Genomic DNA, 19,519 nt, shown 5'->3' on the forward strand with positions numbered 1-19,519 from the left:
TTCTAAAACTTGGAAGGTCTCTATAAACTAAAACTCCTATTTTTTTATCCATAATTTAACCAAATAGTTAAACTGTAAGGTTATGAAACAAAAAGTGCTATTTATCGGGATGTGGTTGGGATTTGTTTCGGTGGGGCATACGCAAAGTACGTTGACCCTCGACGAATGCTACCGACAGGCCGAAACCCACAGCCCGCAAGCGGGGCAAACGCGCTTGATTCAGGAGGCGACAGAACTGCAATTGAAGTTGCTTAATCGCAATTTTATGCCGCAATCTCGCCTCAATGGCCAAGCTACTTGGCAGTCGGATGTGACGAGTGTACCCATCAAATTGCCCAATTTTGAAATCTCGCCACCTCCCAAAGACCAGTACAAACTGACGTTGGACGTGACACAGTCGATTTGGGATGGGGGGACAATCCAGAAACAAAAGGCCGTTGCCGTGGCGAATCAACTAGCTGATCAACAGAAGGTAACGGTGGATTTGTATCAACTTAGGGAGCAAGTGAGTGGCCTGTATTTTGGGGCGTTGTTTGCCGAACGTCAACTGAAAAACTTTGATATTTTGGACAAAGAACTTCGTGCCAAACTGGCCAAAACGAAAGCCTCGGTTCAGAATGGAATAGCGATTCGTTCCAACATTCTTGCTTTAGAAGCGCGTATTTTGGAAGTTGAGCAGTTGGTGTTAGAAACGCAGACACGGCGTACGGCGTCCTTGGAGGCACTTTCGCTGCTAACGGGTGCAAAAGTTGATGCCAATACCTCACTTCAACTGCCAACGGTCGCTACTAATTCAGTGGATATTAATCGGCCAGAATTGAAATGGTTTGATGCCCAAAAACAAACGCTGTCGGTAAGCGAGAAGCTGGTTAAAGCGAAAAATTTGCCCAAATTATCGGCCTTTGCGACGGGAGGGTACGGACGGCCAGGGCTAAATTTCCTTTCGACCGAATTTAAAACGTACTTTATTGGAGGGGTACAACTTCAAATTCCCTTGTCACATTTATATACCAATAGCCAAGCGATTGAAGTACAACAATTGCGAGTGAATCAGCAACGCGTTGAGAAGCAAAAAGAGAATTTTTTGTTGGCTACTCAAGTCAGAATGGCTTCTCAGCGTCAAGAAATAAGTCGTTTGCAAGCATTGGTCGAAAGCGACCGTAAATTGATTGACATTCGCGCGACGATGCGTAAAGCGGCGGAATCTCAGCTTGAAAATGGCATTATCACAGCCAGTGATTACCTGACAGAGCTGGACAACGAAGACAGTGCGCGTCAAAACTTGATTTTGCACGAAGTTCAATTGCTGCAAGCACAAAACAATTTGAGATTATCGTCAGGGAGTTAATGATCAATTTTACAATGAATAACCAAGAATAAGACAATCATTTATTATGAATACAATTGCACAAAAAACATCCCTAAAGAAAGCCCCGCAACGTGGCCTAGGGGCTTTGCTTTTTCTGTCACTTTTGAGTTTGGGGGCTTGCAACAGCAGCGACCAAGCGTTTGATGCGAGCGGTGTTTTTGAAGCCGATGAAGTCGTGATTTCGTCGGAGTCAATGGGGAAAATTTTGAGTTTGGAAATAGAAGAAGGCAACACCCTCAAGGCAGGCCAAGCTGTTGGGAGTGTTGATTGCAAAAACCTCAATTTGCAAAAAGCACAAGTGCAAGCGAGCATGGAGGCGTTGAGCCAAAAAACCAACGATGCTTCACCGCAAATTCAGATTTTGAAGGAACAATTGATGATGCAACAACGCCAAATAGCGGCTCAACGCGAGCAACTTAGACTGTTGGAACGCGAACACAACCGTTTGGATAATTTGGTAAAAGCCGAAGCCGTACCAAGTAAACAATTAGACGATGTGGATGGGCAAATTTCGGTGTTGAAAAAACAAATTGAAACCGCCGAGGGGCAAGTGGCTGTGGTTCAGCAGCAAATCAAATCGCAACAACAACAAGTGTCGATTCAGAATCGTGGGGTATTCAGCGAGCGAAAGCCGTTGGAAGAACGCATCGCGCAGTTTGACGACCAACTTCAGCGCTGTACCATCACCAATCCGATTGATGGAACGGTGTTGGTCAGGTACGCCACTACAAACGAAATGACTGCCACGGGTAAAGCGTTGTACAAAATTGCCGATTTGACTTCGCTGACGTTGCGGGCGTACATAACGGGTGACCAACTCGGTAAAATAAAGCTGAACCAGCCCGTAAAAGTGTTTGTCGATAATGGTAAAGACAGCTACAAAGAGGTGAGTGGCGTGGTGACTTGGGTTTCGAACAAAGCGGAGTTTACTCCTAAAACCATTCAGACCAAAGACGAGCGGGCAAATTTGGTTTATGCCACCAAAATCAAGGTGAAAAACGACGGTTTCCTCAAAATAGGAATGTACGGCGAAGTGAAACTCTAATTCCAATTTCCATGTCAACCGTTCGAGTAGAAAATATCAAAAAAACGTACGAAAAAGGGCAAGTACTCGCACTCGACGATGTTAGTTTTGAGGTAAAATCGGGGGAATTGTTTGGGCTAATCGGCCCCGATGGTGCAGGAAAAACGTCGCTTTTTCGTATCCTGACGACCTTATTGGTACCCGATGCTGGTCGGGCAGAGGTGGCTGGGTTGGATGTTGTCAAGGACTTGTGGAAAATACGCCAAATCGTGGGGTATATGCCAGGGAAATTTTCGCTGTACCAAGACCTGAGTATTGAAGAAAATCTCAATTTTTTTGCGACTGTTTTTAATACTACTGTCGCGCAAAACTACCACTTGATAGAGGAGATTTACGTTCAAATTGAACCATTTAAGCATCGTTTGGCGGGAAAACTTTCGGGTGGGATGAAGCAAAAATTAGCCTTGTGCTGTGCGCTTATTCACGAGCCTAAAGTGCTCTTCTTGGACGAACCCACCACGGGCGTTGACCCCGTGTCGAGAAAGGAGTTTTGGGACATGCTCGACCGACTGAAAGCTCGCGGAATTACCATTGTGGTTTCGACGCCTTACATGGACGAAGCCAGTCGGTGCGATCGCATTGCGTTGATTCAAAAGGGCAAAATTTTGGAACTCGATACCCTCGACCAAATCATTACACGGCACGCCCAAAACCTTTACGCGGTAGATGCTGACAATCGGTATAACTTAATGAACGACCTGCGCAAGAACACCGAAATTGTCAGTGCATTTGCGTTTGGTGAAGAACAACACGTGACATTACCGCCTCATTTTCAGGACAAATACCTTTCGGAGTTTTTGAAAGAAAAAGGACATACGGGCATTAAAGTACGGAAAATAGCACCGACGATTGAGGATACATTTATCAAATTGATGCTCGAAAATCAGTAAACCTATGACAAAATCAGTCATTCATACCGAAGGTCTTACCCGAAAATTTGGTGACTTCGTGGCCGTAAATGCCATTACGTTTGACGTAAAAGAAGGGGAGATTTTTGGTTTTTTGGGAGCCAATGGCGCTGGAAAAACCACCGCCATGCGCATATTGTGCGGATTGCTGGAGCCAACCTCGGGCAAAGCATCGGTAGCAGGCTATGACGTGTACCGCCAAAATGAAGAAATCAAAAAGCACATTGGGTACATGAGCCAAAAGTTTTCGTTGTACGAAAACCTGACGGTGCGGGAAAATATCCAGTTTTTTGGCGGGATTTACGGACTGACCCGTAAAGAGCTTCGAGAAAAAACAGCAGTGCTGATTGAGCGACTTGGACTAAACCAAGAGGCCGACAAATTGGTGGGTTCGTTGCCGCTGGGTTGGAAACAAAAAATAGCCTTCTCGGTAGCCATTTTGCACCGCCCCAAGGTGGTGTTTCTGGATGAGCCCACGGGCGGTGTGGATCCCATTACGCGTCGTCAATTCTGGGACATGATTTACGAGGCAGCGCACGAGGGAATCACCGTTTTTGTGACAACCCATTACATGGACGAAGCCGAGTATTGCGACCGCGTTTCAATCATGGTTGATGGTAGTATTGCGGCCTTAGACACGCCTTCGGGGCTTAAAAAGCAGTTTCAAGCAGAAAGCATGGATGAGGTATTTTTACAATTAGCGCGCGGAGCAAAAAGAGGAGAATAACAATATGAAAACATTTGTAGCATTTATCCGTAAAGAATTTTGGCACGTACTCCGCGATACCCGCAGCTTGGTGATTTTGTTGGGGTTGCCTGTCGTGATGATGATTTTGTTTGGCTTTGCGCTTTCAAGCGAAGTTAAAAACTCAAACGTGGCCATTTTGGATTATTCCAACGACGATGCCTCTCGTTTACTCATCGACCGCATTGACCAAAGTCAGTATTTCAGTGTCAAAGAACGCCTAAAAACGGAGGCGGAGATTGAGCGCGTATTTCGGCGGGGTGAAGCGCGGTTGGTGGTTATTTTTCCTCAAAACTTTCAGGAGGATTTGTCACATACGAATCAAGTCCAAGTACGCTTTATTGGGGATGCGTCCGACCCCAATACTTCCAACATTGTCATTAATTATGCCTCTAGCATTTTTCGCGATTACCAAAACGAACTTAATGAACAGAAAAAGCTACCATACACCATCGAAACCGAAACGCGGATGTTGTATAACCCGCAGCTTAAAAGCTCGTACAACTTCGTACCAGGCGTAATGACGCTGATTTTGATGCTGTTAGGTGCGATGATGACCTCGGTGTCGATTGTTAAAGAGAAAGAAACAGGGACGATGGAAATCTTGCTTGTTTCGCCTATGCGTCCCTTGTTGGTGGTGTTGAGCAAAGCCGTCCCTTACTTATTTCTGTGTTTTATTGATGTAGTTATCATCTTACTGTTGGCGATTTTTCTGTTGGATATGCCCATTCGTGGCAGCCTTCCTTTGCTGCTGGCCGAAAGCTTGTTATTCATTCTAACTACTTTATCCTTAGGCTTGTTGGTGTCGGCGGTGGTTGATTCTCAGCAAACGGCCATGTTTTTGTCGTTGGTAGGTTTTTTGATGCCTGCGTTGGTCTTTAGCGGGTTTATGTTTCCGATTGAAAACATGCCGTTGCCGTTGCAAATTGTGAGCAATATCGTCCCGACGAAGTGGTATTACAGCATCGTTCGGGCCATTATGGTAAAAGGATTAGGGTTTTCGTACGTGGCCAAACAGACCCTGATTTTGGCGGTTATGACGGTTGTTTATTTGACCGTGGCGATACGTAAGTTCAAAATTCGGTTGGCTTAAAAAAAGAGAAGAAATGCGAAATCTAGTTTTTTTGTTGCAAAAAGAATTTCGGCAAATATTTCGGAATCCTACCATCTTACGGATGATTCTGATCATGCCCATTATGCAGCTGATTGTAATTCCACTGGCAGCTGATTACGAAATCAAACACATTTCTATCAGCGTCGTGGACCAAGACCATTCTACTTACTCATCGAAGTTGGTGAATAAAATGACGGCGTCGGGTTATTTTCAACTGGTTGAATATACGCAATCCTACGCCCAAGCGACGAAGACCGTAGGGGATGGAAAAACCGATTTGATATTGACCATTCCAGTCCATTTTGAGCGCGATTTGATTAAGTTCAACAAGGCGCAATTGCACTTAGCTGCCGATGCTGTCAACGGGGTACGGGCAGGGCTAGGAACGGCTTACGCGGCCCAGATGATTGGTGATTTCAACCGTGAAATAAGGGAAGAATGGATGTTGTTACCGAAGTTTAACGAAATGCCCCAAATTGAAATTACGTCGGCCAATTGGTACAATCCCCATTTTGACTACCATTTGTTTATGGTGCCAGGTATTTTGGCCATCTTGGTGACGATGGTAGGGGCGTTCTTAACGGCGCTGAACATCGTGGCCGAAAAAGAAGTGGGTACCATTGAACAAATCAACGTGACGCCGCTCAAAAAACATGAATTTATTCTGGGAAAACTGATTCCTTTCTGGGTGTTGGGCATGGTTTCTATCACTTTGGGGATGATTGTAACCTTTGTGATATTTCGGTTTTTACCCGTTGGTTCTTTCTTTACAATTTATGCTTTTTCGGCGGTGTATATGTTTGGCGTGCTGGGTATTGGTTTGTTAATCAGCACTTTTGCCGATACGCAGCAGCAAGCTACGCTCTTCGCTTTTTTCTGCATGATGGTGTTTATTTTGTTGGGAGGGCTATATACGCCCATCGAAAGTATGCCCGAATGGGCGCAGTGGTTGACGCGCATCAATCCTCCTGCTTATTTCATCAAAATCATTCGGGCAGTTTACATCAAAGGCAGTGCTTTTTCTGATTTGATTCCCGAATTTTTGGTCATGATAGCCTTTGCGGTAGGTTTTAATGCGCTTGCGGTATTTAATTACCGTAAAAGAAGCGCGTAGGTGAATGTTGGGTTGTGAGCAACCCAACACACGTTACTCACGTTTATTCGACACTCTACCCTCTGCCTTCGACACTCAAGATTAGTACCAATTGTATGAATTTCGAGCCCCTCGGTAGGAGCTTACTTCCATCACTAAAGCCCCCACCCACAAGTCCACCTCGACTTTGATGGGGACTTTGTTGGCATCGTCCGAAACCCAAATCCGAATGGAGTTTTCACCTTTAAAAAGCTCATTATTAGGCATGATAGGGGTGAGCCTAAAGGCTTTTATTTTGCCATATTTGGTCTTTACTACATCCTTGCCACGGTATTTTACTTTGAGTTTATAGACCGAATTTTCAAAAAACGTAGGCACTTCCACCATTTCGTTGGGGCTAAGTTTGGAGAAGTCGAGCGTGCGGAGGAAAAAATAACTGCTAATCGCGTCCTGAATGTGATTAGGTACTTCAAATTTTTTGGTGCCGTTTTCGTCGGTCACGACGGCGTCGTCGGTGTCGTGGTTAAACACCGTTGTTTCCACTTTTCGGTAGTTATTTTCTTGAATATTACGGTAAAATTTCTGGGAAACTATGGCTGACGTATCCACCCACGATTGCCATTCGTCGCGCACTTTGGCAAACCAACTGAAAGCACCAAGGGTAGTTCCTACAATATTGATTTTGTAACACGGCCGACCATTCACCTGATAAACATTCGGGCTTACGTCCACCACAGCGTTGGCCGCGTTGAAAATGCCATAATGTACGCGGTATTCGAGGTGCTCACCTACACCAAAGTTTGTTTGTGGGATACGGCGATAGGAATCTTTGGTATGAAAAGAAGAGAAAAAAAACACAGCAAATACCAAGGCGAAGCGTCCGAGCATATTGAGTGGATGGTAAGTAAAACAAAAACTCCCTAAAACGAGGTTGGGTAGGTTGCTTTCAAGTAAGCAAGGTACTTTGGAAAATTACCCTTGAATTTATGATTAAACTCGTCTTGAAACTGATTTTGTTGGGAGTGATACGTCAGGTATCCGATAAAAAACGCATTGTTGGGCAATTTCGTGCCTCGCCAAGGGTATTTTTTCCCAACAAGCCCACCCAAAAGCGTATCTGATTGTTGAACAATGTGGCGGATTTGTCTCGTTTTTAAAGTATCTTTTTGGGCAGAAGTCAGCGAAGGGCGGAAGGTTTTGTACAAACTATCAAGCTGTTTTGCGCCCCGTACGATGTGCTGCGAAATCGCATCGTTGTAGCGTTTTCTGAACTCGTATTTCTCTAATTCGGGGGATTTTGCACCGTATTTGGCGGTCAAAAAGCGAATTGCGCCGTAGTCGCCCACAAAACTGGCGAGGTTTTCGTTGAGTTCGAGGTTGTTTTTGACAAACAGCGTCCCGTGCGTCATTTCGTGAATGATAAGATTGGCTAAACTTCCTTCGCCTCGGTACAACATGGAAGACAAAATAGGGTCTTTGAAAAATCCCAATGTACTCCAAGCTGACACTTCGTTGAGTTGCGTGTCAAACCCTTCTGATATAAGCAATTGGCGCTCTTTGTCTGCGCGAGTAGTGTCAAAAAAGCCTTTGTAAGCGAATGTTCCTATCACTGGAAAATCCCATTCGCGGGGTACGAGACGGTATTTTTCAGAAGCCGTTAGTACCCACAAAATAGGTTTGCCGTGTTGGTCATAAAACTCGGTATAGCTTCCCGACGAGTCTAGCCCTAGGGAGTCAACGGCAAATTGTTTGATTTCGCCAATGAGCCTGAGGCGTTGCTTGAGCGAGTCAGGAAATGATGGGTTTTTTAGCACCTCCGCCACGGGCTGCGTATTGAACAAAATCTGAAGCTGACCTTTGGCTTGCATGTACCCATAACTGACCAACTCTCGGTAATAAAGGCCGAGAATTAACAAAATGCCAAGCAAACCAAGGAAGATTTTTTTGAACATGTGCTGTTTATTCAAGTTGCAAATACTCTTTTATTTCATGCAAAAACGGATGATGCAGGTCGAAAAGTATTTCACCGTTGTCTGTAATTACCTCATGTAAGCGCTTTTCAGCATCTTTTAATTGGCTTTTAGATGCCTGACTTCTGAGATAATAATTAACCCATTGTTTAGTAAAATCACGCATTGGACTGCCAGTTTTTTGACCTACACATTCATTCATTATCTCCAAACACTCACATTCGGGGCACGGGTGTTTTGCAATTTTTTTGAGAACAACGTCAAGGTTTCCCTCGCCTGTCTCATCACCCACAAAAAAACACGAGACTTCTAAGTGAATAGTTTCGCTTGAAATTGTAACATTTGTTGAAACTTTGGTAGAAGTGTCTGTTAAATTCAGTGAAATATTAAAGGCTTTTAAAAAAGATGTATTGATAAGTTGCAAACTTTTTTCTTTTCCTCCATTCGAGCTTTTAGGTGTATCTATGTCAAGGATGATGGCAATGTGTCTTAATTGTGGATAGCGAATTAGAAGCTCCCGCTTTAGAATTTCTATTTTTTCGGGAAGGGCGTCTTTACCTCTTTTGAGTTTACCATCACTGCTAGTAAAATTATGAAGGTGCTCTATTTCGGTAGGGTGAATGGTCGCAGTTTCGGTATTTGTAATAGAAAGATGCGTGAGAAGAAGACGTATAAATGCTTCATCGTTGGGACTTTCTACAATAATTAACTTTTGAGTCATAGCTTACTTATTCTCCTCGAAACGATTGGTTATTAGCAATAGCATAAGAAAGCGTGTCTTTTGACAGCGAATTGGCAACAATTTCGTTACTTCGCAAACTACGAAACATTTCAAAATAAGAGACATTTTGCCCAAATTCATCTTCTAATGAAGCAGCATTGAATGCTTTAATCATCTCAAGACTGTGCGAGACTGCAAAAATTTGTACATCAAATGTTTTTGCTAATTGAAAAAGCCTTTGCCAAAGTTCAAATTGATGGGTATAATGGATCCCATTTTCAACTTCATCAATTAGTAAAATGGAATGAGGGTGGTTGGCAATTCGGATGATTATATCAATCACTTTATTTAAAGCATCTCCAAACATACCTACAGGCATTGGAATTTCTCCAGTCCTTTTTAAATGTAACTTTTTTTCAATAATGTCAATTTTTTCAATTTTTTCGTCAATGAGCTGCAAAGCTTCAAGTACCGTATCTTCGTTGCCTTTAAAAAGTAAGTTTTGATAGCTAGAAGCTAGCCTGTCTGCGGTTTGTTTAAAGCCAGCAGGGATGAAAAAAGTAGAATGAATAACTGGTAAAAAGGTAGCTGAATGAAAAAGTGTTTCTTCGCCTTTTATTGCCCGAATTTGAATGGAAGAACCAATCTGTTTTTGGGTAGATTGGTGGATAATCAAAGACGATTCAATAATATCCTTCATGGTACTATTGTCTTCGATTTTTACAATGTCTTGATTTGAAATTGCAGGAGTGACAGTTGGCGTACGAATGCTATCTTGACATGCTAATTTTATTCCGTAACTCGTTTGATTATGAGCAAGAGCCGAAATATTTGCTTTTTGTTGTTTATCAAATGAGAAAAAAAGACTACTCCATGTTCGTTCTGGTACTTCGGGATTACCATATTCACCACGGAGTTTTTGCTGTAAAAAAAGAATAGAGTCGGGGTTTGGATTGTTTACTAATAGAATAGCCTCTAGGAGTGCTGTTTTACCAGCGTTGTTTTGTCCCCCAATCAGATTAATTTGTGAAAATCCTTCGATGCGAGTTTTATGAAAACATCTAAAATTCTCAATATCAATATTCCTTATCATTACTTTTCATTTTAAAGCAAATATAGGGTTATGCCTGCTCTTTTGTCTAAGCAATAACCCTTTTCTTCTCCCAAGACGTAAGAATTTGGCGGAGCTGTTTGTATTCAATCAAAAAACCATCGTGGCCGTACAAAGAGTCAATTTCCTGATACTCAGCTTCGGGGATGTGTTTTGTTAAAAACTTCTGCTCCGACGGCGGGAATAAAATGTCCGAACTAATTCCCACTACCAATGTACGGGCTTTCACTTGTGCAAGTGCGTGGATAAGACTTGGGCGGTTTCGGCCTACGTTGTGTAAATCCATGGTTCGTGAAAGTGCCCAATACGAAAATGCGTTGAAACGATTCGCTAGTTTATCTCCTTGGTACTGCTGGTAAGTTGCAGCGCGGAAATTTTCCGTTTGCTCGTTGCTGTCGCGGGCTTGGGTAAAATCGTAGGTGTCGTAGTTGCGGTAGGAGAGGAGTGCAATCGAGCGGGCTACTTTCATACCTTCAGCGCCCGCGTCGGGGCGAGCTTCCTTCCAAGTAGGGTCAGCTTTGATGGCCATTCGTTGTGATTCATTGAAGGCAATGCCCCAAGGAGAATGGACGGCATTGGTGGCAATAAGCACCAAGTCACCGATAAGCTCTGGTTGAATGATAGCCCATTCTACAGCTTGTTGTCCACCAAGCGAACCACCCACGAGGGTATGAATATGCGATATTCCTAATTCCTCGCGCAGCAACTCAAACGCGTGAATGTTGTCCCGAATCGAAATATCAGGGAAGGTACGGTAATAGGGTACTCCCGTTTGATGATTGATACTCAGGGCGTTGGTAGAGCCATAATGCGAGCCCAGCACGTTGGCACAGACGATAAACCAATCTTTAGGGTCGTAATGAAGGCCATTGCCTACCAGTCCATCCCACCAATCGGTCGGATCGGCGTTTCCTGTGAGTGCATGACAGACCCAAAGTACATTGCTGCCGTCGGCGTTGAGGGTGCCGTGGGTGGTATAGGCCAATTGGAACCCAGCGAGTTCGCCGCCGAGTTCCAATGGAAAAGTGTAGGGGTATTTAAACGTATGTACTGCCAAGGTAAATAAGTGCTTTACTTAATTATTGATTATTGACCGATTGTGTCAAAGGCTTGCTGAATATCAGCCTTAATGTCTTCAATGTGCTCAATCCCTACTGATATGCGCAACAATCCCGCTTCTACTCCTGCTGTAGCCTGTTCGGATGCAGAAAGCTGCGAGTGGGTCGTGCTTGCGGGGTGAATGATAAGGGTTTTTGAGTCGCCCACGTTGGCCAAATGGCTAATCATTTTGAGGGAGTTAACAAAATTATCAGCCGCCTCTTTTCCTGCTTTGAGTTTGAATGAAAGTACACCGCCGAAGCCACGCGTGAGGTATTTTTTAGCCAACTCGTGGTATTTGCTACTTTCCAAGCCTGGGTAGTTGACGTACGCAACAGAAGGGTGTGCTTCTAGCCATTTTGCAAGCGCTAAGGCATTTTCGCACGTACGTTCTACGCGAAGTGAGAGGGTTTCTAAACCTTGCAATAACAAAAATGAGTTGAATGGACTCTGTGCTGGGCCCCAATCGCGCAGACCTTCCACGCGGGTACGGATGATGAATTGGATATTTCCGAAAGGCCCGCCAATGCCAAACACATCGTTGAGGACAAGTCCGTGGTAACTTGGTGATGGCGATGTAAATTGCGGATATTTACCATTTCCCCAGTTGAACGTCCCTGCGTCCACAATCACGCCACCCATGCTTGTTCCGTGGCCGCCAATCCATTTTGTGGCTGATTCTACCACCACGTGGGCTCCCCATTTGATAGGTTGGCAAATCGCTCCTCCCGCGCCGAAGGTATTATCGACGATGATGGGAAGGTCGTATTTGGCCGCTAATTGAGAAAAAGCCTCAAAATCAGGAACGTTAAATCCTGGGTTACCAATTGTTTCGAGATAAATTGCTTTGGTTTTGTCATCAATGAGTGCTTCAAAACTTGCTACGTTGTCGCCATTGGCAAAGCGAGCTTCTACTCCGATGTTTTTGAATGAGTTTTTAAACTGATTGTACGAACCACCGTATAAAAAAGAGGTCGTAACAAAATTATCGCCAACTGACGTAATGTTGTTGATTGCTAAAAATTGAGCCGCGTGTCCCGATGCCACCGCCAATGCAGCTACACCTCCTTCAAGGGCTGCGATGCGTTTTTCAAACACATCGTTGGTGGGGTTCATAATACGGGTATAGATGTTGCCAAACTCTTTGAGTGCAAACAAATTAGCGCCGTGCTCTGAGCTGTTGAAGGCATAAGCCGTAGTCTGATAAATGGGGACAGCACGGGCGTTGGTAACTGGGTCGATAACTTGGCCAGCGTGTTGCTGTAAGGTTTCAAAACGGAGATCTGACATGGATGTAAAGAATTAATGGTTATTGGTTGGGAACTGAAAAAACAACATAGCATTCGTCGTGCATCCTAAAAAAGAACACATACAGAGATTGGAACACAGAAGGGCATGCTGGAAGCGCACGCATTTTTCTAAGAATCTTAACATGATTGTTTCGATTTATATGCCCCGATTGCTCAGGTAGGAATTAGCACCTTATTCCGCGTATGTTGAAACAGGTTGCCAGAGGTTCGTAGAGCCTATTCTCTCCCCTCTTCTTTATAAATCAATCGCTGTGCGAATGAGAAGCAACTGACTTGATGGGACAATATTACGGCGGAAGTGCCGAAATCCAAAATAAAATAGTCAAAAAACTGCACCAAAGCTCCCAATCCCCCTAAATTTGTGTTTTAATACGCTACCCTATTATGATTTATCGCTTCAAAAAAGAAAACGCAGCCAGAAAACCAGGGACTGTTTCGGTGGGAGAGGCCATTGGAAAGATGCTTGAGATGTATCGTTTGAATGCCAAGTTTGACGAAACATCGGTCAAAGTTCATTGGGAGAAACTCGTAGGGCCTGAGATTGCGTCCCGTACAAGCGCGATTTACGTCAAAGAGAAGGTGCTGTTTCTACAACTTACGTCAGCGCCATTGACGCAAGAGTTGGTGTTGGCAAAGAAAAAATTGATCGAGTCGCTGAATCGAGCGTTTGGCTACGAAATCATTACAGATATTGTATTTATTTAAGTAATTAAGCAGAACTAGTCGAGACTTTCCAAGTTTATAACTCCTCTGATTATCAATAGTATAAGGCTGAAACTTGGAAAGTCTATTTTTGCATCATCACTTAAGTAAAAACGGTGTTCTGAGTAAGCATGACTACTTATACAGATATTTCATTAGAAGCGGTTGAGGCGCTGGCAAAAGAAGCAAGCACTATTTTAGTGGATGTGCGAGAGCCTTGGGAGTTTGAAGAGTTTAATATTGGGGGAGTAAATATCCCTTTGGCCGAAATTCGTAATCATCACGCTGAACTCCTTCCTTTTGACACGATTGTGGTAGTATGTACCAACGGTACGCGTTCAAAAGTAGCTGCCAAAGACTATTGTCGAACCGATGTTTTCCAAACAAAAAACATTTATCATCTACACGGTGGGATTCTTGAAGTCGAGGATTAAAGTTTTTTTGAACCATATAAGGCCATATAAGAGGGAGCAAAACAGCCTTATAATCTCTTAAATGTCTTATATGGTTCCAAAACTATTTGACCTCAAATACCCCCTCAAACACCCGCACCGCAGGGCCAATCAAGTAAATGTTGTCAAAAGAACCGTCCTCGTGCGCCACAAATGACACGCGAAGTGGGCCACCTTTGGTTTTAACGCTGATGGGCTCGGTCATGCCTAGGTGTTGGTAGGCCATTAAAGCACAGGCTGTTACGCCAGTTCCGCAGGAGTAGGTTTCGTCTTCAACGCCGCGCTCGTAGGTTCGCACGTAAATAGACTGTTCGCCCATTACTTCGGTAAAGTTAACGTTGGTACCACCTTTCGGGCCATATACCTCACCGTAACGAATAGCTTTGCCGTCGGCGACTACTTCCGTGGTTTCTACGTCTTTGACAAAACGTACAAAATGTGGAGAACCTGTGTTGAGGAAGAAATCAGAACCATCTTTTTCGCTGCCTGCCACGTTACTCATATTGAGGAAAATTTCTTCCTCGCAGGCCACGGCCTTGTGTTCACCATCGACGGCGATAAACGTGGTGTTTTCTTCAAAAAGACCTAAATCTTGCGCAAAACGAACCGTGCAGCGCCCGCCGTTTCCACACATACTTCCTTCGCGACCATCGGCATTGAAATACACCATTCGAAAATCGTAGCCTTCGGCGTTGCGAAGCAGAATGAGGCCGTCGGCTCCAATGCCAAAGCGACGGTGGCACAAAAACTCAATCAGTGGCTGACTGACAGGAAAGGTTTCGGAACGGTCGTCAATCATGATGAAGTCGTTGCCTGTTCCTTGATATTTGACAAAACGAATCGAAAGTGGCGAAGTAATCATAGTGAGAGAAACGTTTGAGGAAAATGAATAAAAAAAGCCGCCTTAAAAGACAGCTTTTTATGGAGACTCGGTAAGAGGAGAGGCTTATTTCTTCTTCTCTTTAACGCGAGCCGCTTTACCTTGTTTACCACGAAGATAGAACAAACGCGCACGACGTACTTTACCGCGACGGATAAGTTCGATTTTTTCGATGCTTGGTGACAAGATAGGGATGATACGCTCAACACCTACACCATTTGATATTTTACGTACAGTAAAAGTTTCTCCGCTTCCACCGATGTTGCGGCGTTGGATAACTGTTCCTGCAAATACCTGAATACGTTCTTTTGCACCTTCGACGATTTTAAGGTGAACGTTTACAGTGTCTCCTGCTTGGAAAGCAGGGAAAGCATCGCGACGGCCAGAGAATTCAGAATCTACTAGCTTGATTAACTCATTAGTCATTGTTGTAATTGAATTGAGGCTGTTGTCAGCGGACGGTTAATTCGGCCGTCATTCACAAAAGCGAGTTTATCAGAAATTGCCCGCAAAAGTACGGGTTTTGAAATGAAAACGCAAATCTTGAAAGTTAAAAATAAAGGGGTTGCTTATCTTTGTTGCTCTAACAAAGGCAGACATGACTAAAATTACGGATTACATTCAGCAAGCCAACGGCAAAACATTGTTCTCTATTGAGGTGATTCCGCCCGTTAAGGGCAATAATATCAATGAGTTATTGGGGAATATTGAGCCTTTGATGGATTTTAAGCCACCGTTTATTGACGTGACTTACCACCGTGAAGAATACATCGAAAAACCATTGGCCGATGGACGTATTCAGCAAATCGTGACGCGTAAACGCCCAGGTACAATCGGTATTTGTGCATCTATCATGCACCGTTTTGGCGTGGATGCCGTTCCGCACGTATTGTGTGGCGGTTTTACAAAAGATGAAACTGAGGATTTTTTGATGGATTTACACTACTTGGGTATTGATAATGTACTGGTACTTCGTGGTGATCCTGCCAAACCTTATAAAACTTTTAAGCCCAAAACAAACGGTCACGCTTATGCAAGCGAATTGGTGGAACAGGTGGTCAATATGAATAAAGGCCAATATTTGCACGAAGAGATTGAGCCTTTGGCGCCTACTGATTTTTGCATTGGAGTGGCGGCCTATCCCGAAAAGCACTTTGAAGCGGTGGATTTTGACACTGATTTTGACTATTTGAAACACAAAGTTGCTTTAGGAGCAGATTACATCGTTACCCAGATGTTTTTTGACAACAGTAAGTATTTTGACTTTGTACAAAAATGCCGTGCTGTAGGGATAAACGTGCCTATCATTCCTGGCCTCAAACCTCTTTCTACCAAAAAACAGCTGGGTATTTTGCCAAAGATTTTTTACTTACACATGCCCCAAGATTTGGTAAAAGCCGTTGAAGGATGTGAGAATGATGCCCAAGCCAAACAAGTAGGCATAGAATGGTGTACGCAGCAATGCCGCGAATTGATGGATTTTGGCGTGCCTGTGCTCCATTTTTATACCATGGGCAAGTCGGATAACATTTATAAGATTGCTTCTAGTTTGTTCTAAAGTCTGGGTTTGTGCGGGTTGTGAGCAACCTTTGGCAACCTTTGGCACGAATAAGTCGGGTTGTGAGTAACCCTTTTCACATAGTGAGTTGGGTTATGAGCAACCCTCGCCACATACGGGTCGTTGTGAACAGCCCTTTTCACGTGGGTGCACCCTTATCCACAAATAAAACGGGCGTCAGAAAACTCTGACGCCCGTTTTGTTCACAAAGTGCTCTTCAAACGCTAAAGTAATAGTGCTATTTTTTTCGTTTCACTACCGTTACTGGAATACACAGTTGGACAGGACAACAGTTGGTGCCAGACTGGATAATGAGCGGGCAGCATCCGTTGGCTGGACAAGTTGTATTACTTGCGGTGAAGGTGTATGTACCTTCTTCCGAGAATAAAACGACATTTCCGCTGGCTACTTGTGCTCCATTTTTAAACCAAATGACATTGGTGTAAGTTGAAGGAACAGAGGCTTCTACGCTTTGCCCCGAACAAAGTCCAATTGGTACCGTAATACAATCATTGGCAGTGTCGTTGGTGATGACAGTATCTGGCTGGTCGGCACTTTTGATCAGTGCAAAGTTGAAATTGACGCCTTCGGCAATTACTTTGGCTTTAACAACTAACGTTGTGCTGTCGCCCGAAGCAAGACTTGGAATTGTCCAGTTAGTGCCAGAGAAGCTACCACTCGTTGGCGTGCCGCTGATGATTTGTAAACCAGTGGTTGTGCTATCTTTGACTACGATGTTGGTCGCGGCAATATTACCACTGTTTTTGACCACAATTCGATACGTAATCGTGTCATTGAGGCTCCGAATTTTGCTTCCTACTAAGACCTTTGAAATGGATAAATCGACAGTTCCTGCGCCGATGTTGATGGTGGCGCAAGCCGTTTTACACAAACTAGGCGTTCCATTGTCACAAACAAGGTAACAGAAAGAATCTTGGCCTGTAAACGTAGCCGAGGTGGGGGTGTAGGTAAATGCGCCGTTGGCTTGGAGCACAACCGTACCATGAGTCGGGGCTACTGTTGGCGTGGTAGAGACTGTCAATGTATTATTGTCGGGGTCAGTATCGTTGGTCAGGACATTGTTGGTCAAAACAGCGCCTTGCAGTATTGAATACGTATCATTGTTGGCTACTGGTGGGCGATTGGTAATGGCATCACCGTAAGCGGCAGGTAAACCATCCACAGGCTCAAGAATCCCGTCTTTGTCAGGGTCGCAGTTGGCAGCACAGTTGACAATACCGTCTCCGTCGGGGTCTAAAATTGAGGCATTGAGTCCACCTTCTGCCAAATCGGTTTGGCCATCGTTGTCCGAATCCAAATCATAGGGGTCTGAGCCGCCCGTTCCGTCTGTATTTGACGGTGTAATGCCGTTTCCTGCACTTGCTGGAATGCCAGTGATGGCGTCAGGGGTACCATCGGCAAACCCGTCACCATTGGCATCCGTACCGCCTGCTTCGTTGACATCATTGAGGCCGTCGTTGTCAGAGTCTAAGTCAAGCTGATTGGGAATACCGTCGCCGTCGCAATCGGCATTTGCGACTCCATTGAATAGTACGGTAGAACAAACCGCCGCATTTTCGACCGTATCTAAGATTCCATCGTTGTCATCGTCGAGGTCAGTGGTGTCAGGAATCCCATCTCCATCGGTATCAATCGGAGCATTCGTCACCGTGATAGAAGTCGTACTGTTGTCATTGGCAGGGTTATTACCACTGGTTTGTGGCCCCGAAAACTGAATAGTACCTGTGACAGTGAGAGGCCCTCCAACGTTTACTCCTTTGTAGCCTAAAACAATTTGCTTGCACTCTCCTGGGGCAATGGATACTGTGTTTTGGAAACGAATTGTACTGCCTGATTTGCTCACGATTGACCAACCATCAAAAGAGATAGCTGTCACAAACGTGTCAACAAGTGCGCTGGGTAAAGAAATAAGCGGCTGAATTTTATTGAGGGGACTGTTTGTTGTCCCGCCATCGAAGTTACAAATGTCGATGATAATTCGGCCGTTAGTAGCGCCCTGAGACACACTAGCAGGTTGGTTTAAGATATTGATACCCATATCTTGTGCATTCCCTTTCACAATGCAAAATAGGCTCAAGACGAAGATAAACGTTTGGAGAGCTTTCATAAAAATTAGAATTAGTTAGCGGTTATTGATGTGATTGCAATGTTGTTGTCAACTTTGATTTCGCCCGCAGAGCCGTTGATGATAGTCGCAGTAATGTTTTGGGTGGTGTTTATCGGAATTCCTGTTTTACGCGTAGCTGTAAAACCGATTACTTTTGAGCCATTTGCGGCAATCGTAATACCTGTTTTAGCAGTCACTGTAATAAAGTTTGCATTCTCTACAAAATCCCAATCACTGTTGCTATTGGCAATCGACGAACCTGCATTAGAGGTGCCTGAAGTAGTTGAATACGTAATATTAAATCCAGAGATTTTGGCTACTCGGAAAGAAATTGGAGTGCCCGTAATTTGGATACGATTGTTGATTTCAAAGAGATTGACAACAAAGTCTTTCTGACTTCCTGCCGTAGTAAATTCAAGCGAACCAATGACGATGGTTGGGTTCAAATCTGGGAAGAGGTTGTCGCCTCTGGTGGCTGGTACAGCATCGACAGGGGTGAAGATTCCGTCTGCATCTGGGTCTGCTGCGGGAGCAGTTCCATCCACTACTCCGTCGCCGTTGGCATCTAAAGCTGGGTTTGTGCCAGATTCAGTAAAGTCAGTGAGGCCGTCGTTGTCGCTATCAAGGTCATACGGGTTGGTACCTCCTGTGCCATCGGTGTTTGGAGGGGTAAGCCCTGCGCCAGCAGAAGCTGGAATCCCCGTCACTGGGTCTGGTGTACCATCGGCAAATCCGTCGAAGTTGGCGTCTGTGCCATTGGCTTCGTTTACATCATTGATACCATCGTTATCTGAGTCGAGGTCGAGGCGGTTAGGAATTCCGTCGCCGTCGCAATCAATGTTTGCGGTTACGGTGCCAGAAGCACTTGTACAACTTGCGGCTGCTTCAACCGTATCCAAAATACCATCATTGTCGTCGTCCAAATCATCCACATCAGGAACAAGGTCGCCGTCTGTGTCTAACAAGACCGAAATGGACGTGGTACTGGTGTTGTTGGTGGAAAGATCACCTACCAATGCACCCGCAGGGAACGAAAGCGTACCTGTAACAGCCGAAGGTCCGCCTAAGGTTGTTGCCGTATAGCCAAGTGTGATTTGGCTACAAGCTCCTGCCAAAATAGACGTGCTGTTTGTCAATACGATAGTTCCGCCCGTATTTGAGTTAATGGTCCAGCCTGTGGTCGTTACGCCCACAATGGTTCCTACAATAGCAGATGGAAAAGCTACTGTGACGCTCACTCTTCCAGCGGTGGCAGCTGTGGTGTTATGGTCAGCCG

19 protein-coding genes and 1 riboswitch are annotated in these 19,519 nt (G+C 44.6%); of the genes, 9 read left to right on the forward strand and 10 right to left on the reverse strand.

Translation table 11 applies throughout. The features are described 5' to 3' along the window. The first annotated feature begins 82 nt into the window (after nucleotides 1-82). Genes K339_RS0102980 through K339_RS0103005 form a run of 6 tightly spaced genes read left to right on the forward strand, consistent with a single transcriptional unit; the run spans nucleotide 83 to nucleotide 6,334 of the window. Nucleotides 83-1,348, forward strand: a complete 1,266-nt coding sequence (locus K339_RS0102980; RefSeq protein WP_051397772.1) for a TolC family protein — start codon at nucleotides 83-85, stop codon at nucleotides 1,346-1,348. 46 nt (nucleotides 1,349-1,394) lie between these two features. Beyond that, nucleotides 1,395-2,414: an HlyD family secretion protein gene (locus K339_RS0102985; protein WP_084332090.1), complete on the forward strand. Its 1,020-nt coding sequence runs from the start codon at nucleotides 1,395-1,397 to the stop codon at nucleotides 2,412-2,414. Nucleotides 2,415-2,425: 11 nt separating this feature from the next. After that, nucleotides 2,426-3,343: an ABC transporter ATP-binding protein gene (locus K339_RS0102990; RefSeq protein WP_028522283.1), complete on the forward strand. Its 918-nt coding sequence runs from the start codon at nucleotides 2,426-2,428 to the stop codon at nucleotides 3,341-3,343. A gap of 4 nt (nucleotides 3,344-3,347) precedes the next feature. Then, nucleotides 3,348-4,088 (forward strand): ABC transporter ATP-binding protein, encoded by a 741-nt coding sequence (locus K339_RS0102995; RefSeq protein WP_028522284.1) that lies wholly within the window; start codon nucleotides 3,348-3,350, stop codon nucleotides 4,086-4,088. Between the two features lie 4 nt (nucleotides 4,089-4,092). Then, a complete protein-coding gene (locus K339_RS0103000) occupies nucleotides 4,093-5,199 on the forward strand; it encodes an ABC transporter permease (RefSeq protein ID WP_028522285.1) in 1,107 nt (368 codons plus the stop codon). 13 nt (nucleotides 5,200-5,212) lie between these two features. Continuing rightward, nucleotides 5,213-6,334 (forward strand): ABC transporter permease, encoded by a 1,122-nt coding sequence (locus K339_RS0103005; protein ID WP_028522286.1) that lies wholly within the window; start codon nucleotides 5,213-5,215, stop codon nucleotides 6,332-6,334. An 81-nt stretch (nucleotides 6,335-6,415) separates the two neighbouring features. On the opposite strand, the gene K339_RS0103010 is transcribed toward K339_RS0103005, so the two are convergent. From K339_RS0103010 to K339_RS0103035, 6 genes are read right to left on the reverse strand one after another with little or no spacing between them, the layout of a single operon-like run. Then, on the reverse strand, nucleotides 6,416-7,201 hold the full coding sequence (locus K339_RS0103010; protein WP_037299079.1) for a DUF3108 domain-containing protein: 786 nt from the start codon (nucleotides 7,199-7,201) through the stop codon (nucleotides 6,416-6,418). 32 nt (nucleotides 7,202-7,233) lie between these two features. Next, the gene (locus K339_RS0103015) at nucleotides 7,234-8,265 is read right to left on the reverse strand and encodes an aminopeptidase (RefSeq protein WP_028522288.1); all 1,032 of its coding nucleotides are present in this window, start codon (nucleotides 8,263-8,265) and stop codon (nucleotides 7,234-7,236) included. 7 nt (nucleotides 8,266-8,272) lie between these two features. Then, on the reverse strand, nucleotides 8,273-9,004 hold the full coding sequence (locus tag K339_RS0103020) for a DUF3226 domain-containing protein (RefSeq protein WP_028522289.1): 732 nt from the start codon (nucleotides 9,002-9,004) through the stop codon (nucleotides 8,273-8,275). 7 nt (nucleotides 9,005-9,011) lie between these two features. After that, nucleotides 9,012-10,097, reverse strand: a complete 1,086-nt coding sequence (locus tag K339_RS0103025) for an AAA family ATPase (protein WP_028522290.1) — start codon at nucleotides 10,095-10,097, stop codon at nucleotides 9,012-9,014. 46 nt (nucleotides 10,098-10,143) lie between these two features. Beyond that, nucleotides 10,144-11,172 (reverse strand): homoserine O-acetyltransferase family protein, encoded by a 1,029-nt coding sequence (locus K339_RS0103030; protein ID WP_028522291.1) that lies wholly within the window; start codon nucleotides 11,170-11,172, stop codon nucleotides 10,144-10,146. 29 nt (nucleotides 11,173-11,201) lie between these two features. Then, nucleotides 11,202-12,503, reverse strand: a complete 1,302-nt coding sequence (locus tag K339_RS0103035) for an O-acetylhomoserine aminocarboxypropyltransferase/cysteine synthase family protein (RefSeq protein ID WP_028522292.1) — start codon at nucleotides 12,501-12,503, stop codon at nucleotides 11,202-11,204. A 153-nt stretch (nucleotides 12,504-12,656) separates the two neighbouring features. Continuing rightward, a riboswitch (SAM riboswitch) is annotated at nucleotides 12,657-12,767 on the reverse strand. 140 nt (nucleotides 12,768-12,907) lie between these two features. On the opposite strand from K339_RS0103035, the gene K339_RS0103040 reads away from it, so the two are divergent. After that, nucleotides 12,908-13,228 (forward strand): DciA family protein, encoded by a 321-nt coding sequence (locus tag K339_RS0103040; RefSeq protein ID WP_028522293.1) that lies wholly within the window; start codon nucleotides 12,908-12,910, stop codon nucleotides 13,226-13,228. A gap of 128 nt (nucleotides 13,229-13,356) precedes the next feature. Further along, nucleotides 13,357-13,659: a rhodanese-like domain-containing protein gene (locus K339_RS0103045; protein ID WP_028522294.1), complete on the forward strand. Its 303-nt coding sequence runs from the start codon at nucleotides 13,357-13,359 to the stop codon at nucleotides 13,657-13,659. Nucleotides 13,660-13,741: 82 nt separating this feature from the next. Here the strand turns inward: K339_RS0103045 and dapF are convergent, their stop codons facing one another. Together dapF and rplS are read right to left on the reverse strand one after the other, a co-directional pair. Further along, a complete protein-coding gene (gene dapF, locus K339_RS0103050) occupies nucleotides 13,742-14,539 on the reverse strand; it encodes a diaminopimelate epimerase (RefSeq protein ID WP_084332091.1) in 798 nt (265 codons plus the stop codon). A gap of 84 nt (nucleotides 14,540-14,623) precedes the next feature. Beyond that, on the reverse strand, nucleotides 14,624-14,983 hold the full coding sequence (gene rplS, locus K339_RS0103055) for a 50S ribosomal protein L19 (RefSeq protein WP_037299082.1): 360 nt from the start codon (nucleotides 14,981-14,983) through the stop codon (nucleotides 14,624-14,626). A gap of 172 nt (nucleotides 14,984-15,155) precedes the next feature. Between rplS and metF the strand changes: the two genes are divergently transcribed. Further along, nucleotides 15,156-16,115, forward strand: coding sequence for a methylenetetrahydrofolate reductase [NAD(P)H] (metF, locus tag K339_RS0103065; protein WP_028522297.1), 960 nt, complete (start codon nucleotides 15,156-15,158; stop codon nucleotides 16,113-16,115). Between the two features lie 238 nt (nucleotides 16,116-16,353). On the opposite strand, the gene K339_RS0103070 is transcribed toward metF, so the two are convergent. Both K339_RS0103070 and K339_RS0103075 read right to left on the reverse strand, forming a co-directional pair. Beyond that, nucleotides 16,354-18,243 carry a cadherin-like domain-containing protein gene (locus K339_RS0103070; RefSeq protein ID WP_028522298.1) on the reverse strand — a complete coding sequence of 630 codons (1,890 nt, stop codon included), beginning with the start codon at nucleotides 18,241-18,243 and terminating at the stop codon, nucleotides 16,354-16,356. 11 nt (nucleotides 18,244-18,254) lie between these two features. Next, nucleotides 18,255-19,481, reverse strand: coding sequence for a hypothetical protein (locus K339_RS0103075; protein ID WP_157607457.1), 1,227 nt, complete (start codon nucleotides 19,479-19,481; stop codon nucleotides 18,255-18,257). Nucleotides 19,482-19,519: the final 38 nt, after the last annotated feature.

It is taken from the genome of Runella limosa DSM 17973 (assembly GCF_000482465.1).
Classification (GTDB): domain Bacteria; phylum Bacteroidota; class Bacteroidia; order Cytophagales; family Spirosomataceae; genus Runella; species Runella limosa.

Coding starts and splice junctions, on each gene's coding strand:
- K339_RS0102980 (WP_051397772.1), top strand. CDS start 83: ATGAAACAAAAAGTGCTATTTATCGGGATGTGGTTGGGATTTGTTTCG.
- K339_RS0102985 (WP_084332090.1), top strand. CDS start 1,395: ATGAATACAATTGCACAAAAAACATCCCTAAAGAAAGCCCCGCAACGT.
- K339_RS0102990 (WP_028522283.1), top strand. CDS start 2,426: ATGTCAACCGTTCGAGTAGAAAATATCAAAAAAACGTACGAAAAAGGG.
- K339_RS0102995 (WP_028522284.1), top strand. CDS start 3,348: ATGACAAAATCAGTCATTCATACCGAAGGTCTTACCCGAAAATTTGGT.
- K339_RS0103000 (WP_028522285.1), top strand. CDS start 4,093: ATGAAAACATTTGTAGCATTTATCCGTAAAGAATTTTGGCACGTACTC.
- K339_RS0103005 (WP_028522286.1), top strand. CDS start 5,213: ATGCGAAATCTAGTTTTTTTGTTGCAAAAAGAATTTCGGCAAATATTT.
- K339_RS0103010 (WP_037299079.1), bottom strand. CDS start 7,201: ATGCTCGGACGCTTCGCCTTGGTATTTGCTGTGTTTTTTTTCTCTTCT.
- K339_RS0103015 (WP_028522288.1), bottom strand. CDS start 8,265: ATGTTCAAAAAAATCTTCCTTGGTTTGCTTGGCATTTTGTTAATTCTC.
- K339_RS0103020 (WP_028522289.1), bottom strand. CDS start 9,004: ATGACTCAAAAGTTAATTATTGTAGAAAGTCCCAACGATGAAGCATTT.
- K339_RS0103025 (WP_028522290.1), bottom strand. CDS start 10,097: ATGATAAGGAATATTGATATTGAGAATTTTAGATGTTTTCATAAAACT.
- K339_RS0103035 (WP_028522292.1), bottom strand. CDS start 12,503: ATGTCAGATCTCCGTTTTGAAACCTTACAGCAACACGCTGGCCAAGTT.
- K339_RS0103040 (WP_028522293.1), top strand. CDS start 12,908: ATGATTTATCGCTTCAAAAAAGAAAACGCAGCCAGAAAACCAGGGACT.
- K339_RS0103045 (WP_028522294.1), top strand. CDS start 13,357: ATGACTACTTATACAGATATTTCATTAGAAGCGGTTGAGGCGCTGGCA.
- dapF (WP_084332091.1), bottom strand. CDS start 14,539: ATGATTACTTCGCCACTTTCGATTCGTTTTGTCAAATATCAAGGAACA.
- rplS (WP_037299082.1), bottom strand. CDS start 14,983: ATGACTAATGAGTTAATCAAGCTAGTAGATTCTGAATTCTCTGGCCGT.
- metF (WP_028522297.1), top strand. CDS start 15,156: ATGACTAAAATTACGGATTACATTCAGCAAGCCAACGGCAAAACATTG.
- K339_RS0103070 (WP_028522298.1), bottom strand. CDS start 18,243: ATGAAAGCTCTCCAAACGTTTATCTTCGTCTTGAGCCTATTTTGCATT.